Annotated in this window: 16 protein-coding genes; all 16 read left to right on the top strand. The window is 38.6% G+C overall.

Going from position 1 to position 16,856, the window contains the following annotated elements; genetic code table 11:
• Positions 1-60: 60 nt before the first annotated feature.
• Positions 61-678 (top strand): nitrite reductase, encoded by a 618-nt coding sequence (locus QZR90_RS03185; RefSeq protein WP_295788707.1) that lies wholly within the window; start codon positions 61-63, stop codon positions 676-678.
• A gap of 112 nt (positions 679-790) precedes the next feature.
• Positions 791-1,417, top strand: a complete 627-nt coding sequence (locus QZR90_RS03180; protein ID WP_295788705.1) for a hypothetical protein — start codon at positions 791-793, stop codon at positions 1,415-1,417.
• A gap of 190 nt (positions 1,418-1,607) precedes the next feature.
• Positions 1,608-2,981: a TrkH family potassium uptake protein gene (locus QZR90_RS03175; RefSeq protein WP_295788702.1), complete on the top strand. Its 1,374-nt coding sequence runs from the start codon at positions 1,608-1,610 to the stop codon at positions 2,979-2,981.
• 42 nt (positions 2,982-3,023) lie between these two features.
• Positions 3,024-3,674: a TrkA family potassium uptake protein gene (locus tag QZR90_RS03170; protein ID WP_295788700.1), complete on the top strand. Its 651-nt coding sequence runs from the start codon at positions 3,024-3,026 to the stop codon at positions 3,672-3,674.
• Between the two features lie 245 nt (positions 3,675-3,919).
• A complete protein-coding gene (locus QZR90_RS03165; protein ID WP_295788698.1) occupies positions 3,920-4,642 on the top strand; it encodes a gamma-glutamyl-gamma-aminobutyrate hydrolase family protein in 723 nt (240 codons plus the stop codon).
• 708 nt (positions 4,643-5,350) lie between these two features.
• A complete protein-coding gene (locus QZR90_RS03160) occupies positions 5,351-7,258 on the top strand; it encodes an OPT family oligopeptide transporter (RefSeq protein ID WP_295788847.1) in 1,908 nt (635 codons plus the stop codon).
• 240 nt (positions 7,259-7,498) lie between these two features.
• Entirely contained in the window at positions 7,499-8,518 is a 1,020-nt protein-coding gene (gene hrcA / locus QZR90_RS03155) for a heat-inducible transcriptional repressor HrcA (protein ID WP_295788696.1), read from the top strand.
• Between the two features lies 1 nt (position 8,519).
• Positions 8,520-9,134, top strand: coding sequence for a nucleotide exchange factor GrpE (grpE, locus tag QZR90_RS03150; RefSeq protein WP_295788694.1), 615 nt, complete (start codon positions 8,520-8,522; stop codon positions 9,132-9,134).
• A 139-nt stretch (positions 9,135-9,273) separates the two neighbouring features.
• Positions 9,274-11,124: a molecular chaperone DnaK gene (gene dnaK, locus QZR90_RS03145; RefSeq protein WP_295788692.1), complete on the top strand. Its 1,851-nt coding sequence runs from the start codon at positions 9,274-9,276 to the stop codon at positions 11,122-11,124.
• A gap of 16 nt (positions 11,125-11,140) precedes the next feature.
• On the top strand, positions 11,141-12,352 hold the full coding sequence (dnaJ, locus tag QZR90_RS03140; protein WP_295788690.1) for a molecular chaperone DnaJ: 1,212 nt from the start codon (positions 11,141-11,143) through the stop codon (positions 12,350-12,352).
• A gap of 136 nt (positions 12,353-12,488) precedes the next feature.
• A complete protein-coding gene (locus QZR90_RS03135) occupies positions 12,489-13,349 on the top strand; it encodes a 50S ribosomal protein L11 methyltransferase (protein ID WP_295788688.1) in 861 nt (286 codons plus the stop codon).
• Positions 13,350-13,370: 21 nt separating this feature from the next.
• Entirely contained in the window at positions 13,371-14,135 is a 765-nt protein-coding gene (locus tag QZR90_RS03130) for a 16S rRNA (uracil(1498)-N(3))-methyltransferase (RefSeq protein WP_295788685.1), read from the top strand.
• Between the two features lie 109 nt (positions 14,136-14,244).
• On the top strand, positions 14,245-15,543 hold the full coding sequence (gene mtaB, locus QZR90_RS03125; protein ID WP_295788682.1) for a tRNA (N(6)-L-threonylcarbamoyladenosine(37)-C(2))-methylthiotransferase MtaB: 1,299 nt from the start codon (positions 14,245-14,247) through the stop codon (positions 15,541-15,543).
• Positions 15,544-15,723: 180 nt separating this feature from the next.
• Positions 15,724-16,068 carry a histidine triad nucleotide-binding protein gene (locus QZR90_RS03120; RefSeq protein WP_295788680.1) on the top strand — a complete coding sequence of 115 codons (345 nt, stop codon included), beginning with the start codon at positions 15,724-15,726 and terminating at the stop codon, positions 16,066-16,068.
• A gap of 121 nt (positions 16,069-16,189) precedes the next feature.
• Entirely contained in the window at positions 16,190-16,369 is a 180-nt protein-coding gene (rpsU, locus tag QZR90_RS03115; protein WP_004695751.1) for a 30S ribosomal protein S21, read from the top strand.
• A gap of 20 nt (positions 16,370-16,389) precedes the next feature.
• Positions 16,390-16,845: a GatB/YqeY domain-containing protein gene (locus QZR90_RS03110; RefSeq protein ID WP_295788678.1), complete on the top strand. Its 456-nt coding sequence runs from the start codon at positions 16,390-16,392 to the stop codon at positions 16,843-16,845.
• Positions 16,846-16,856: the final 11 nt, after the last annotated feature.

Below are 16,856 nucleotides of genomic sequence, written 5' to 3'. Positions count from 1 at the left end.
CAGAATGAATAGTGAATAGCATTTTTATCAATAGATTTTTCATAAGGAGTTTAATCGTCTATGAAGACTTCAATTATATTACATGCTTTATTTAGTGAATTTTCGCGTAGTCAGTTGCAGGCCATTATGGACTTAGCCGATACATATGAAGCTAATTTTAGAGTTGTTGCTACGGGCATTCAACTTTACGATATTACTAAAGAGGCCAAGGAGAAAATCCTAGCACAATTGCCAGAGGGTGTCGCCGCAGTTAAGCATAAAGCGGTTAATTCAGTAGTATCTTGCCGTGGCACGGATGGCTGTAGTCATGCTTTTATGGAGACAATTCTCTTAGCTAAGCATATGGACAGTGAGTATTTTGGCGAGGCAATGCCCAATAAAATTCGCATTGGTATTAGTGGCTGTCCACGTTGTTGTGCGGAGACAATGATCAAGGATATTGGTGTATACGGCATGCCTGATGGTTATGTGCTCGTAGCTGGTGGCAAGAGTGGTGGTAAGCCTCAAAGTGCTGAAATTTTGCTAAAAGGACTATCACCAGAAGAAGCACAAGAAAAAATGGAGTTTTTATTGCAATGGTACAAGGAACAGGCGCAGCCTAAAGAAAAATTTGAACATCTTTTAGAGCGTTTGGGTAATCCTTTTGCTGAAAAGAATTTGCAAGAGAATACTTTGTAAGAAAATACTTTATAAGAGAAGACTTGGCAAATTGAGCTTCTTATGTATGAAGTAAAGCGCAAAGGATAGAACAGGGATTAGTGATAGGGATATATAGAGAAATGGTGAGAGTATGAATCGGTATGGTAAATTAGCTCTTCGAATTACTTTAGGGGGCATGATATATGCTTTATATGGTTTGTTTTCTATGGTGTTGGGGATTTATGTGGCAGAAGAAGCTAGTCATGAGATAACACAACATGCAGCCATCGCGTTATGTCTTATATTTGGCGGTTACTTAGCTCGAAAAGTATATGTGAAAGAATTAAGCCAACATATGGAGTTCCACAAATATACATTATACTTTTTTATGCTTGTTTTATTGATTTTTTGGGGCTTAGCAGAAGGCATGTTAGCCTATCATTCTTTATCATTTACTAGTTTTATGAACATAGTATTGTCTGAAACTAATTACTTTGGCTTGAGCCCTGTGGTTTATTACATAATAGTGGCCATTTTATTATGCATCATAAGCGCTTATTTTTTTGTAGCCTTTTTATGTGCAGCCTTTTCTGAGTGGTTTGCCATTACTATAAAAGAAAGCCGCGCCCAGTATAAGGCTATTCGAGAAGCTGTGAAGGCGTCAAAAGATGATGTATTAAAAGATAAAGTTGATGCATTTGGAGATAAAGCTGATGTACATAAAGGTAAAGTTGATAGCTCTAAAGATAAATCTGATGTATTTAAGGATAAAACTTAATACGCTTAGCGTTTAACTAAGTTATGTCCTTGGTGTATAGCAAAAATATTAAATAACGAATATCAGCAAAAAATTAATCATTAACGATTTTATCAAAAAGTAATAAATCAATAAAATATTCTATTGAATTTTAGTTAAAATAGGCGTACACTAGGTCAGTAATTTTAATTAAGATTTATGAGAGGTCCATATGTCAGTTTCATTTAAACGTAAACAGGGGACGAATACCTTCGCAGAATGGTACCGAAATTTCCTGGTCCGTAATCCACAGCGGATGTTAGCTATTAGTTTTGCTTTCCTTATGATCCTTGGTGGTGCTTTATTGACTTTGCCAATGGCCACTGTTGATGGTAGTTCGACCCATTGGGTAGATGCATTTTTTGTAGCCGTATCTTGTGCTTCGGTCACAGGGCTTACACCGGTGGATACATTTCACCATTGGAGTGTATTTGGCCAGACTATTATGATTATTCTCATACAAATAGGTGGCCTAGGAACTATGACCTTTACTACGCTGATCTTCTTAATATTAAGACGGCGTGTGGGCCTTGAAAATCGGTTGCTGCTCCAAGAAGATGTAGGCCTTGAAAATATTGATTTTAAGACAGTGCTTAAACAAGTGGTAGGTCTTACCTTTGTAGTTGAGGCTATTGGTGGCGTGATTTATACTTTGGGGTTATATCCTTATTTAGGCATTGACTCCATTTACTATGGCTTCTACCAATCCATATCTTCTTTTTGTAATGCAGGCTTTGTCTTTTTTGACAATAATCTACCTTATGAGTTAGTACATAATTGGGGCTTCACTTTAAATACGAGTGGCTTAATATTATTGGGCGGCTTTGGCTATATGGCGTCCTTTGATATTTTGCGTAATTACAAACGAGGATTCAAGTTTTTTGCCTTGCATACTAAAGTAATGCTTATAGGGGAAGCTATTTTAGTCTTTGGTGGCACTGCTCTAATTTGTTTATTGGAGTGGAATGGCGTATTAGATGGTTTTTCCTTTATAAATAAATGGCAGGCCGCTCTTATGCAAGCTGTTACACCTCGTACTGCAGGCTTACCTACATTAGATTATAGTCAATTTCATCCAGTGACTACGTTTATTACGATTATTCTCATGTTTATTGGTGCTGGTCCTAACTCTACTGGCGGTGGTGTAAAAATTAGTACAGTAGCTGTTTTATGGGCCACAGCTTATTCTGTTTTTACGAACAAAGTAAGGGTTCAGTTATTTAATCGAAGCCTTAGCCAATCTTTGATTATAAAATCCTGTAGTATTATTTTTTTTTCCACCTGGCTGGTACTCATTGCCACATTTATTTTATCTTGGGTGGAGCCATTTGACTTTTTAGATTTAGTCTTTGAGGTGACATCTGCTTTTGCTACAGTCGGTTTAACTCGTGGCATAACAGGTGAGTTAACGGATTTAAGCAAAATAGTGCTCATGATTGTGATGTACACGGGTCGTATTGGTGTACTTACATTAATTGGTGCATTTTTTATTCCACAAAAGAAACCGAGCAGCGTGTATTATCCTGAAGATAATGTTTTATTGTAAGGCTCACAGATAGGTCAAATGGAATGTAATTAGGAGGATAGAATGAAACGAAAATCGATAGGCATTATTGGACTAGGTCGTTTTGGCAGTACTTTGGCCAAAAAAGTAACTGCCTTAGGACATGAAGTCTATGGCGTAGATAGAGATGAAAAAGTCGTGCAAAAGCTAGCGCCTTATATTGCACAGTCAGTGGTAGCAGATTTTACTGATGAAGATACGATTGCAGAGCTTCACCTAGAAACTTTGGACATGGTAGTGATTGCTATTGGTGAAGAGATGAATGCGAAGCTGTTGACGGCGATGGTATTAAAAGATTTAAAATCGCCGTATATTGTTGCTAAAGCATCAAGCCTAATGGAAAGTAAATTGCTGAAAAAAGTAGGTGTAGACTTTATTGTCTATCCTGAAATCGATATGGCTGAACGTGTAGCGCAGATGTTATCAGGAGATCATATTGTAGATTACTTCCAATTGTCTAAGGACATTGGGATTGTGGAAATTAAAACGCCAAATTTTATGGTGGATAAAAGCTTAAAAGAGCTGGAACTTAGAAAATCTTATAATGTAAATGTGGTGGCAATAAAACGCAATAATGAAGTGATGGCGCCACCGGATCCAAATGATAAGTTACGAGCTACGGACATGTTGATTTTAATTGGTCAAAATGATGAAATTACAAAATTGGGTAGCTAGTATGAGTATTTTCGCTACATTAGATGTCTAGCTGAAAGAGACCTTGTTATACACTGTAAAAGTTCATCTCTAGTAGACAAAAACGCTGTGTTATGCGAATTTATCAAGTGTTTTACGTGTCTATTATCATTGACAAAGGTATAGGTAGTACCTATAATCGGAAGTAAGATAGTAGATTACGAAAATTAAAAATTTAGGCTTTCATCAATGGAGGTGGAGGCCCTTTTTTTAAGGAGGGTGATACTATGTCAATACCATTTATTGGAGTGTCAGGCAGTCATATGTATGTGGGGCATGATGATTTTGCTCGTGTGCCGCGCTCTTATGTAAATGAAGATTATTTGCGTTCAGTTCGTGATGAAGGGGCGTTACCTATTATTGTTCCTTTCACTGAAAATAAAGAACATATTAGAGAATTAGTAAGTCGTTTAGATGGACTTATTTTATCTGGTGGTCATGATGTGTATCCATTAAATTATGGGGAAGAGCCACTACAAGCGCTTAGTCATGTTTGGCCAGAAAGAGATGAGTTTGACTTTGCCTTACTTGAGGCAGCCATTGAAAAGGGGATTCCTGTATTAGCGATTTGTCGAGGCCATCAAGTAGTCAATGTATTCCGCGGTGGCACTTTGTATCAAGATCTAAAATACGATGAAAATTGCAAAATCAAGCATTGGCAAGATCAAACACCAGGACTACCATTTCATACAGTAGATTTTACAGTTGATTCTAAGATTGCTGAAAGCATTGGCAAGACTTCTTGGGTGACGAATTCACATCATCACCAAACCGTTAAAGACGTGGGTAGAGGCTTAAAAGCTGTTGGATGGGCTAAAGATGGTACCATTGAAGCATTAGAAGCGACTGATTATCCATGGCTTGTAACTTGTCAGTTCCACCCAGAAATGATGCACTGTGAAGAAGCTCATAATCTATTTAAGGCCTTTGTAGAGGCGTCAAAGAAATAATTGGGTATCTCGTGGTGAATGGGGCGTGTTTTTCCCTTCAATGAGGGTGTTTTTCTCTTTGATGGAGAGCATTTTTCCCTTCCTTGTTTATTAATATAGGATTAGCTATTCGAGACGAGTTCAATATCAGTATGGCTCTATTTATTATATTAGGTCTTTGCTAATAATTTTATCTTTGTTATTAGCCTTAGTGTATAATTCATACTATTTATAAGTTGCTGTGCGTGACTTATTACACTGCAACTTATGTAAGATTGATAGTATTAAACATTTAGTTTTATAGCTGTATTGTTAATTAGGAGGGTTAATAAAAACAACTTTCAAAAACGAGTCTATTCGAAAAGGACAAAAATTCATTAACAGTAATACAAAACCATGAAAAAATCATCTAGTTTTCAAAATTTTTCAGTTTTGTATACTAGAAGTGAACATTTTTGTTTACCGAAATGAATCAATCATTTATAATATAAGTATAAAATGCGTTTTATGTAGGCGGTGACGTAGGTCAAACTCATGAGCGCAATATGCAGCGTAGGCAATAATGCAAGCATAGGTGGTGAGAGGGCAGCAAAAGATTAAAATGAGAAGAGTTGATGAGAGGATTTGGGGGATGTGTGTAGTGATGTGTTACGGCACATTGCATGGTTCTGAGTAAACGAGGAGGATATCGTGAAAGAACAGGAACATTCCAATGACATTCATCCTATAATGGATCCGAAGAAAGAGTATGTGGAGATTAACTCCTATGTAATTTTCTGGGGCCTATTTTACGCAGCCTTATTCTCTTTAGCTGTTGGCTATCTGTGCCTAAAAATTGGTCAAACAGTTGACGCTTTTGCGCCAGTATCTGTTCTTGCAATGGGGATGGCAGCCGTTTTTAAACGGAAAAATGCATTCCCAGAAACTGTTCATATCCAGGCTATTGGTAGTGCTGGTACGAACGTATTAGCTGGGGTTATGTTTATCTTACCAGCGCTTTACATCTTAAATATTCAAGATGTATCTTTTATTGAAATGATTATACCAGTTGTGCTTGGGGGCTTATTAGGTGTACAGCTTTGTACTATTTTCCGGTCTTATTTCTGTGAAGAGATGCATCATGCCTATCCATTCCCTGGTGGTCGTGCAGCCGCTGAAGTATTAAGTAGTAATGAAGGTAGCCGTGCAAAATTGATGATCTTTAGTGGTCTCTTTGGTATGGCCTATGACTTTGTACTCAACTCTTTAGGTTGGTGGCGCGAAGTATTTTCAACTACTACCTTCCAATGGGGGCAGGCTTTCCAAGTTAAGATGAAATTACATTTCTCCTTGGATAGTGACATTGCCTTACTTGGTATTGGTTATTTTACAGGCTTGCGTTATGCAGCTATTATCGTATCAGGCTCCTTCTTTGCTTGGTATGTATGTATTCCATTAGTGTATTATTTAGGTGGCGACCATGTGATGATCGTCGGTGGCAAGGAAATCCTATTAGCTGATGCGCCAGTGCGTCAAGTATTCTCTCAATATGTGCGTCATATTGGTATTGGCATGTTAGCTATGGCAGGGGTTATTGGCTTGCTTTCCATGTCAAAAGTAGTTACTCGCATTATGAGCCAAGCTTTAAAAGACATGTTCAACCGCGATAAAACAGCCACTGTTAATTTACTTCGTACACAAATGGACTTACCAATGTCCTTCTTAGGTTTTGGTATTATTTTAACAACTGTGTTATTCGCAATTTTCTTCCACATTTGCTATGCTGAATCTATTCTTCAGACATTAGTAGCGTTTGTTATCGTGTTAATCTTGGCGTTCTTACTTTCTGTAGTAGGTATTAGTTCCATCGCCTTTACTGGTAGTGAGCCAGTATCTGGTATGACGATTTTCATGATTTTAATCGGTGCCGTTGCCCTTACAAGCGTGGGCTTAACTGGCAAAATAGGTATTATTGCTATTCTTATGATGGCCGCTTTCTTAGCGACTACAATTGGTGTAGCTGGTAACTTCATGTCAGAATTGAAAGTAGCTCATTTACTAGGGGCCACACCTCGCAAAATGCAACAATGGCAATTAGTAGGTGTAGCCATCGCTGGTATCGTAGCTGTAGGCGTATTGATTCTCTTAAATAATGCATATGGTTTCGTAGGCGAAAATGCATTAAATGCGCCTCAAGCTAATGCTATGGCAGCTATTGTTGAACCACTTATGACTGGCGGTAGTGCACAATGGCCTCTATACATTATGGGTGCTTTCTTCGCCGTTATCCTTTGGATGTGTGGCGTGCCACCATTGGCATTTGCCCTTGGCGCGTACTTACCAATGGAAATTAACACACCTTTACTTGTAGGTGGTTTAGTGTCTTACTTGGTTAAAAAATCCAGTGATGATGAAGAAGAGCAAGAAGAACGCGTTAGCAAAGGTGGTATTGTAGCATCTGGCTTCGTAGCAGGTGGTGCAATTGGTGCCTTAATTAGTGCCATTCTTCATATTGCCGGTGTTGACGTATTCTTAACTGAGTGGGAAAAAACACCAGGTGCAACATTCCTTGGCATGGTAATTTACTTCTGTTTTGTTATTGCCATGTACAAAATTGCAGTTAACCATTTCAGCAAAAAGAAAAGTGCTGAACAATAATCTTTAATAAAAGATAATTATAAGAGCTATATACTAGTTGTACATTCACTTATATTTTTGTAGGTGCAAGTAATGGCTAGTATATAGCTCTTTTGACTTTTTGTGGTTTGATTTTTTGACTAATGCGGAATTATCTATATTTTAAGATAAATAATCACTTGACATTTTGATGTAATATGGTAACATTATAGCTGTGATTAGCACTCGTCTTTAATGAGTGCTAACAAACGAGGTGCGATTATGGATGAAAGAAAACAACGCATCTTACACGCTATCATACAAGACTACATAAAGTCAGCTGAACCAGTGGGGTCTAGGACTTTGGCCAAGAATTATAAATTAGGCGTCAGTCCTGCCACGGTGCGCAATGAAATGGCTGATTTAGAGGAGCTTGGATTTTTAGAGCAGCCTCATACCTCAGCAGGGCGCATACCTTCAGCTAAAGGATATCGATATTATGTAGATGACATGATGCATTTGAACGGCACACAGCGCGAAGATGCAGAACGAATCAATCAAATATGGAAAGAAAAGCCAAGTAACTTTGAAGATTTCTTTTTAAATGTGGCTAAACTCATTTCACAAATAAGCCATAATATGAGCTTGTTTTTAGCTCCTGCACATGATTCTTCTATTTTGAAATTTATCCATGTGCTTCCTATAGGGCAAAATCGAGCCGTTATGGTTGTAGTGACGAATATGGGGGCTTTAGATAATGAGCCTATGTATTTCAATGAGGCCGTTAGTGATGACGAGTTAGTTAGTTTGTCTATGCGATTTAGCAATGCCTTAAAAGATGTGAGAATTTGTGATATTTCACTGGGTTCTTTACAGGCGATTGTGCAAATTGTAGAAGGACCGCGAGAGCTTTTGGCAGTTATGGCCAATACTTTATATCGAGCCATTGCTAAACGAAAACTATTTTACTCCATTGGCACTACTGAGTTATTAGAGCAGCCAGAATTTAAAGATATTAAAAAGGTACAGCCCATATTATCTTTGCTAGAGCAGCAAGATCAGTTGAATCAACTTATTGGTCCTGCCGCCACAGATGGCATTGATATTAAAATCGGCGATGAAAATAAATCAGAAACCTTAAAAGATTTGAGCCTTATTCAGGCTAACTTTGGGGCAGATGATGAACGGATTGGCACTTTGGCTATTTTAGGGCCAACACGTATGGAGTACAGCCGAATTATTGGGATTTTATCGTATATGCAAGACTTTATAAAACTATTAAAAGACAAAGAAAACAAATGAGGTGATTCGCACAATGGGTACAGAAGAAACTAAACAACACGAAGATATGGGAACCACTGAAGAGAATCTGGAAAGCACAAAGACGGAAGCTGATGTAACAGATGCAAAGGCGACAGAAGCTGATCAAGTTGATTTAGCTGAAGACGTAGCAGAAGAATCTGGTGCAGCCGTGGAAGCTGATATTAAAGCAGCTGTAGCTGAGATGGAAAATCGCTATCTTCGCTTACAGGCTGACTTTGATAATTATAAACGCCGCACTTTACAAGAAAAAGAACAGCTCGCTGGTTTTGTAAAAGGTGATGTAATGGAAGATTTATTCCCAGTGCTTGACAATTTTGAGCGCGCTTTACAGGTACCTGCTACAGATGAAACTAAGGCGTTTTTAGAAGGCTTTGCTATGATTCAACAGAATTTAATGGCTAGCTTGCAAAAACATGGCTTAGCAGTGATTGAGGCAGTGGGTAAACCATTTGACCCTAATTACCACCAAGCTGTTATGCGTGTACCATCAGATGAGTATGATGATGATACAGTATGTGAAGTGCTACAAACTGGCTATACCGTAGATGGTCGTACTGTGCGCCCAGCGATGGTAAAAGTAGTGCATAATGGGTAAATAATGTTTTAGCATTTTATTTAATAAATGCAGTTCCCCATAGAACTGTGACAATAGATTGTATTTTCAAGTGGATGTATAATTTACAAATTGTACATTCAACAGTAGAAAGAGATTTAATTTTAGGAGGTCATTTAAGATGGCAAAAGTAATTGGTATTGACTTAGGTACAACAAACTCTGTAGTCGCTGTTATGGAAGGCGGCGAACCAGTCGTTATTACAAATCAGGAAGGTTCTCGCTTGACTCCTTCCGTAGTTGGTTTCGCAAAAAATGGTGAACGCTTAGTTGGTCAATTGGCAAAACGTCAGGCTGTTTCTAATCCTGATCGCACAATTTCCTCTATTAAACGTCACATGGGTAGCGATTACAAAGTAGCAATTGATGACAAACAATATACACCACAAGAAATTTCTGCTATGGTGCTTCAAAAATTGAAAGCTGACGCAGAAGCATACTTAGGCGAAACAGTAACTCAAGCAGTTATTACTGTACCTGCGTACTTCACTGATAGTCAACGTCAAGCAACTAAAGATGCTGGTGCGATTGCAGGCCTTGATGTACTTCGTATTATCAACGAACCAACAGCAGCTGCACTTGCTTATGGTGTAGATAAAGATGAAGAAGGCAAAGTACTTGTATTTGACCTTGGTGGTGGTACATTCGACGTATCCATCCTTGAATTAGGCGATGGCGTATTTGAAGTTAAAGCGACTAGCGGTAACAACCATTTAGGTGGCGATGACTTTGACGAACGCGTAATGAAGTGGATGATCGATGAGTTCAAAAAAGATACAGGCATTGATTTATCTCAAGATAAAATGGCCGATCAACGTTTAAAAGAAGCTGCTGAAAAAGCTAAAATCGAATTATCCGGTGTAATGAGCACAAGCATTAACTTGCCATTCATTACAGCTGATGCAACTGGTCCAAAACACTTAGACCTAACATTAACTCGTGCAAAATTTGAAGAATTAACTCATGATTTAGTAGAAGCTACTATTGAACCAACTCGTAAAGCCTTAGCTGACTCTGGCCTTAGCGTTGGTGAAATCGATAAAATCTTATTAGTTGGTGGTTCTTCTCGTATCCCAGCTGTTCAAGAAGCAATTAAACGCGTACTTGGCAAAGAACCTACTAAGAATGTAAACCCTGATGAATGTGTTGCTGTAGGTGCAGCTATTCAAGGTGGTGTACTTGTTGGTGAAGTTAAAGACGTATTACTTCTTGACGTAACTCCATTGTCCTTAGGTATTGAAACTCTTGGCGGTGTATTCACTCGCATTATCGACCGCAATACAACTATTCCTACTTCTAAGAGCCAAGTATTCTCCACAGCAGCAGATAACCAACCTTCTGTAGACATCCATGTATTACAAGGTGAACGTGATTTTGCAGCAGACAATAAAACATTGGGCCGCTTCGAATTAACTGGTATCCCTGCAGCTCCACGTGGAGTACCTAAAATTGAAGTTACTTTCAATATCGATGCTAATGGTATCGTAAATGTAAAAGCTAAAGATCTTGGCACTGGCAAAGAACAAGCTATTACAATTACTTCTTCCGGCGGTTTACAACAAGATGAAATCGACCGCATGGTAAAAGAAGCAGAAGCTCATGCAGCTGAAGATAAAGCTAAAAAAGAAGAAATCGAAGTTAAAAACAATGCAGACTCCTTAGTATACCAAGCTGAGAAAGCAATCAAAGACTTCGAAGGTAAAGCAGATGCAGCTACATTAGAACAAGTTAAAACAGCAAAAGATGCATTAAAATCTGCAATTGAAGCTGGCAATGTAGAAGACATTAAAGCTAAGAGTGAAGAATTAACTAAACCTTTATATGAATTGTCCACTAAGATGTATGAACAAGCACAAGCTGCTAGTCAAGAAGCTGGCCAAGCAGGTCCAGAAGGGGCTGCTCAAGGGGCACAACAAAAAGACGATGTAGTAGATGCTGAATACACTGAAGTTAAAGACGATCAAAATAAATAAGAGGTTAGGATAGATAATGGCAAAGGATTATTATGACGTCCTTGGGGTCAATAAAAATGCCTCCCAAGACGAGATAAAAAAGGCCTTCCGTAAGAAGGCACGACAATACCATCCTGACGTAAATAGAGATAATCCGAAGGAAGCAGAAGCTAAATTTAAAGAGGCTAATGAAGCCTATGAAGTCCTATCCAATGAAACTAAACGTGCTCAATATGACCAATATGGTCATGACGCCTTCACCCAAGGTGGAGGCGCCGGAGCCGGTGGTTTCGGTGGCTATGGCGGTCAAGGTGGCTTTGACTTTAGCGGTTTCGGTGGTCAAGGCGGTGGCTTTGGCGATATCTTTGATATGTTCTTTGGTGGTGGCGGTGGCAATCCGCGAGGACCACAAAAGGGTGATGATTTACGCAAAGATGTAGAAATTAGCTTTAAAGATGCAGCCTTTGGTAAAAGCATTAAGGTCACTATTAATCGCCATGATGAGTGCGACCATTGCCATGGTACTGGCGGTGAACCTGGTAGCAAGGTAGAGTCTTGTCCTCGCTGTCATGGGTCTGGTCAAGAAACGGTTGTTCAGAACACACCATTTGGTCAGATGCGTTCCGCTCGTACATGCTCTGTATGTCATGGATCTGGTAAAAAGATTGAAAAGCCATGTAAAAAATGTCATGGCAGTGGGCAAACTATTGTCAATCGCGAATTGGAAGTTAAAATTCCAGCTGGCGTAGACAATGGCTCCCGTTTACGCGTATCCAATGAAGGGGAACCAGGTGTTAATGGTGGTCCTAAGGGAGATTTATATGTATATATTTACGTTCGCCCAAGCAATGAATTTGAGCGCCAAGGCAATGAAGTTATCAGCAAGGTAGATATTAGCTTTGCACAAGCTGCCTTAGGCACTACCATTATGGTGAATACAATTGATGGAAAGGTGGACTTAAAAATTCCAGCAGGTATTCAAAGTGGCACTATTTTGCGGATCAAGGGCAAAGGGATTCCATATCTTCGCAATCCTAAGCAAAGAGGGGATCAACATGTGCGCATCAATGTAGTTACACCTAAGAAGTTAACTGATAAACAACGGGAACTTCTCATTGAATTTGCTAAAGAAGGTAAAGAAGATACGAGTAAATTTGACGAGAAAAAAGGGTTCTTAAAAGATTTAGGCGATAAAGTGAAAGAAGCTTTGCAATTTAAAGTGTTTGACAAATTATCTCTAAATTCGTAAAATAAAGTTCTTAATACACTGTAGTATGAATGTGTAACAAAAGCCTTAAAGTGTTGAACTACTAGAGGGCTTTTGCCTATGACTCTCAAAGAGTACTTAATTTAGATTTCATACATTGGTTAAGTGAGGAACTCATATGGAATGGATAGAAATATCCATTGCTATTCAAAGAGTAGTCATCGATGAGGTGACTACTCTTTTTGATACATTTAGTAGCAATGGATTTATAGAAGAAGATATAGAGCATGAGCCCGAATGGACCAAGTTAACTATTTATGGTGACATGAGTCAGGAGTTGAGTTGGTGGGAGCAGCAAGTGAAATCGCTCCTAGATGGCGCTCATATTGCATATAAAGACTTACATGCTAGCATAGTGACTGATGCCGATTGGTACAATAGTTGGCAGCAATATATTGAGCCTACTGAAATTTTACCTCATATTATTATTAAGCCTGCCTGGAAAGACTATGAAGCAAAAGCAGGAGACCGAATTATTGAAATTGATTCGGACTTATCCTTTGGCACAGGTGCTCACGAAACTACGCGCTCTTGTGCGGCTTTAATGGCGAAGTATGGCAAGGATAAAGAGATTTGTTTAGACATTGGCACAGGGACTGCTATTTTACTTTTAGTGGCCCATGAATTGGGCATTCAACAATTAGTCGGCATTGATATTGAAGCTTCAGCGATTGAACAAAGTAAGGCTAATTGTGAAGCCAATCAAGTAAGGGCGGAGCTAATTTGTGGCAATTTAGATGAAGATTACAAGGGGGCAGCTGATTTGATTGTTGCTAATTTAACAGTGGACCCATTAAAAATCTTACTTCCTACGATTGGTTTGAAACTATCGAAACATGGTATACTAATTATTAGTGGCATTATTGATGATCGTTATGATGAAATTATGCCCTATATCACTAAGGATTGGCACATAAAAGAAGAGTTAGTAAATGGTTCCTGGCATACCTTTGCCTTAGAGCCTATAACTACGCCCTAATATATTTAGAAAGGCTTATGTATGAAGAAGATATTTATACCTACCCCTTTAGACAATGAGATTCGCATACCGAAAGATACGACACATCATATTGTGAATGTGTTTCGCCATAATTTTGCGCAACCAATTACGGTAAGTGGTAGTGATGGCCGTACAGCCGATTATATAATTAAAGATGTTGTTGATGGAGAGGCTCATGCTACTTGCGTGAATAGTGAAGTCTTACAAAATAACGAAAGCGATAATGAAGTAGGGGAATCTTCAGATATGGTGTCTATTGTACTGATTCAAGCTTTCTTAAAGGGCGATAAATTTGAATGGGTTTTACAAAAAGCCACTGAACTTGATGCTGCAGCCATCTATGCAGTGCCTCTAGCCCATTGTGTAGCTAATTATAATGACAAAAAGCTGCAACAAAAGGCGGATCGTTGGCAGAAGATTGTGCTTGAAGCGGCGCAACAGTGTGGGCGGAATCAGTTGCCTTTATTAGACGTGTCTTTATCTTTAGACGCGGTGCTCGCTGCAGAGGAGGCTAAGGGGACTTTACTTCTTGTGGCTTATGAAAATGAAGAGAAGGATAATCTTCGTCACGTATTAGAGGGACTCACTGAAAAGCCTAAACGGGTTGCCATTATTATTGGGCCAGAAGGCGGAATTAGTGCTAAAGAAGTGGAGCAATTATTAAGTAAAGGTGTGCAACCAGTGTCCTTAGGAGGGACCATTTTGCGCGCTGAGACAGCTGCTATTAGTGCTATTAGTATGCTCCAATACGCTCTAAATTTGTAGTTGATTCAGCGTAATTTAAGATAATAATGAAATAGGTATAAGAGCTAGGGATTTTTATTTAGTGCAAATCATAAAGAAATTGAGTATATACTACTAGGTAGGAGAATAAATGAAAACTGTAGCATTTACAACCTTAGGCTGCCGTGTAAATCAATATGATACGGATGCTATGCGAGGTTTATTTATAAAAAGTGGCTATACGCCAGTGGAATTTGATGAGAAAGCAGATATTTATGTTATTAATACCTGCTCCGTTACTAATATGGGGGAGCGTAAATCACGCCAATTAATTCGCAAGGCAAAGCGAACTAATGAAGAGGCGTACATTGTAGTTACCGGTTGCTACGCACAATTAGCACCTGATGCAATTGCTGCTATTGAAGGTGTTAATCTTGTGATCGGTACTAATAATCGCAATAAAGTTGTGGAATTGGTTGAGCAAATCGAGTCAACAGAGAAGCAAATCAATGCAGTACGCAATATTATGGAGCAATCTACCTTTGAAGAAATGCCTCTATATGGCGATGAAATCGATAAGGCACGGGCATTTATGAAAATTCAAGAAGGTTGCAATAATTATTGCACCTTCTGCATCATTCCTTATACTAGAGGCAAACTAAAATCTCGTAAAATTGACGATATTGTACATGAAGCTAAGCGCCTAGTAGAGCATGGGTATAAAGAAATTGTTCTTACAGGCATTCACTTAGGCAATTATGGCATTGAATTACCTGAAAAGCCTAATTTAGCTAAAGTGGTGAAAGCATTGCTGGAGATTGATGGCTTAGAGCGCATTCGCTTGGGTTCGATTGAATCGGTTGAAGTATCTGATGAATTAGTTAATTTAATGGCTACAGAACCGCGCTTTTGCAGTCATCTGCATTTACCTTTACAAGCAGGCTCCGATCATATCTTAAAACTTATGAATCGCCATTATAATCTACAAGAGTTTAAAGATTTGATTCATATGTTGCGCAGTCGTATTGAAGGGCTCGCCATTACCACCGATATTATTGCTGGATTCCCAGGTGAAACAGATGAGGACTTTGAAGATACTATGAATACAGTGCGTGAATTAGGCTTTACTCACATTCATGCATTCCCATATTCAATTCGTGAAGGCACACCAGCAGCAACCATGGAGAACCAAGTACCAGAGGCTGTTAAAAAGACTCGTGTAGCTCTTTTAAATAGCTTAGGACAAGAAGGCTTAACAAAATTTGCCCAATCCTTGATTGGCAAAGAAGCTCATATCTTAGTTGAACGGGAAGTAGATGGGTATTATCTTGGCTTTACGAATGAATACATTCACGGTAAAATAAAAAAAGAAGCAACGGAGTATCCAGTGGGAAGCATCATTGGAGGTATCGTTACAGCATTTGATGGTGAAAGCCTAATCATTGAATAGAGGCTATAGAGCGCTATTATGATGGCTTAGTAGTGATATTATCATGATGGCTATGATGGCTATGATGGCTATGATGGCTCAGTAGTATTATTTATGATAGATTTATAGCGCTAGTATCATAGCTTTCTATGGTAAGTTCATTCAAAAATTAGGCCTGTTGTAAAGAGAGAAGGTAAAAATATGAGTGACTGCATTTTTTGTAAAATTATTAATGGTGAAATTCCAAGCAAGAAAATTTTAGAAAATGATCAATTCTTAGCATTTCATGATATCAATCCTGTAACTAAGGTACATGCTTTGATTATCCCTAAAAATCACGTAGCTAATATTGCTCACTTAACAGAGGACAATGCTTCTTATGTAGATGGTTTATTGCCATTTGTGCGCGATGTAGCCAAAGAATTGGGCATTTCTGCTGATGGATACCGCTTAGTACTTAATACGGGAGCTAAAGCAGGGCAAACTGTATTCCATTTACACGCTCATTTACTTGGTGGTCAAGAACTAGGCTGGCCAGAAGCATAAGTAAAGTCATATAAACTCAATTGGAAATATTGACAAAGAATAAGTCAAATATTATAATATCTTTATGTGCGTATAGTAAATACCTGCACTTCCATAGTATATTTTGGAGGGAGGGATATAGATGTCTGAAATTAAAGTCGGTAAAAATGAAACGCTTGAAAGCGCTCTTCGTCGCTTTAAACGCTCCTGCCAAAAAGCGGGTGTTTTATCTGAAGTAAGAAAACGCGAACATTACGAAAAGCCAAGCGTTAAAAGAAAGAAAAAGTCTGAAGCAGCACGTAAGCGCAAGTTCAGAGCTTAAGATTTATCTTGGAGGAAATTATGTCCTTAAAAGAACAGCTTAAAGCGGATATGAAGGAAGCGATGAAAGCTCGCGAAGCGGGTAAAGTTGCTTTATCGGTTATCCGAATGGTTAACAGTGCTATAAAAAATACGGAAATTGACGAAAAGCGTGAGCTTAACGATGCAGATATATTAGGAATTTTGGCCAAAGAAATGAAGATGCGCCAAGATTCATTAGCTGAATTTGTTAAAGGTCAACGTGATGATCTCGTTGAACAAACTAAGGCTGAAATGGCAGTGCTAGAAAAGTATATGCCAGCTCAACTTAAGGAAGATGAAATTCGTACTATTGTAGTCAATGCTATTAGCTCTCTTACAGCACCTGTGAAAATGGGTGATGTAATGAGTAAGGTTATGCCTGAAACAAGAGGTAGAGCTGACGGCAAATTAGTTAATACAATTGTCCGTGAAGAAATAGCAAAAGTTAATGGTTAATCTGTTGACAT

Source organism: uncultured Veillonella sp., assembly GCF_900545795.1.
Lineage (GTDB): Bacteria > Bacillota > Negativicutes > Veillonellales > Veillonellaceae > Veillonella_A.
Note: the sequence above shows the minus strand (reverse complement) of the source record. Positions and strands in the feature narration are given on the sequence as shown.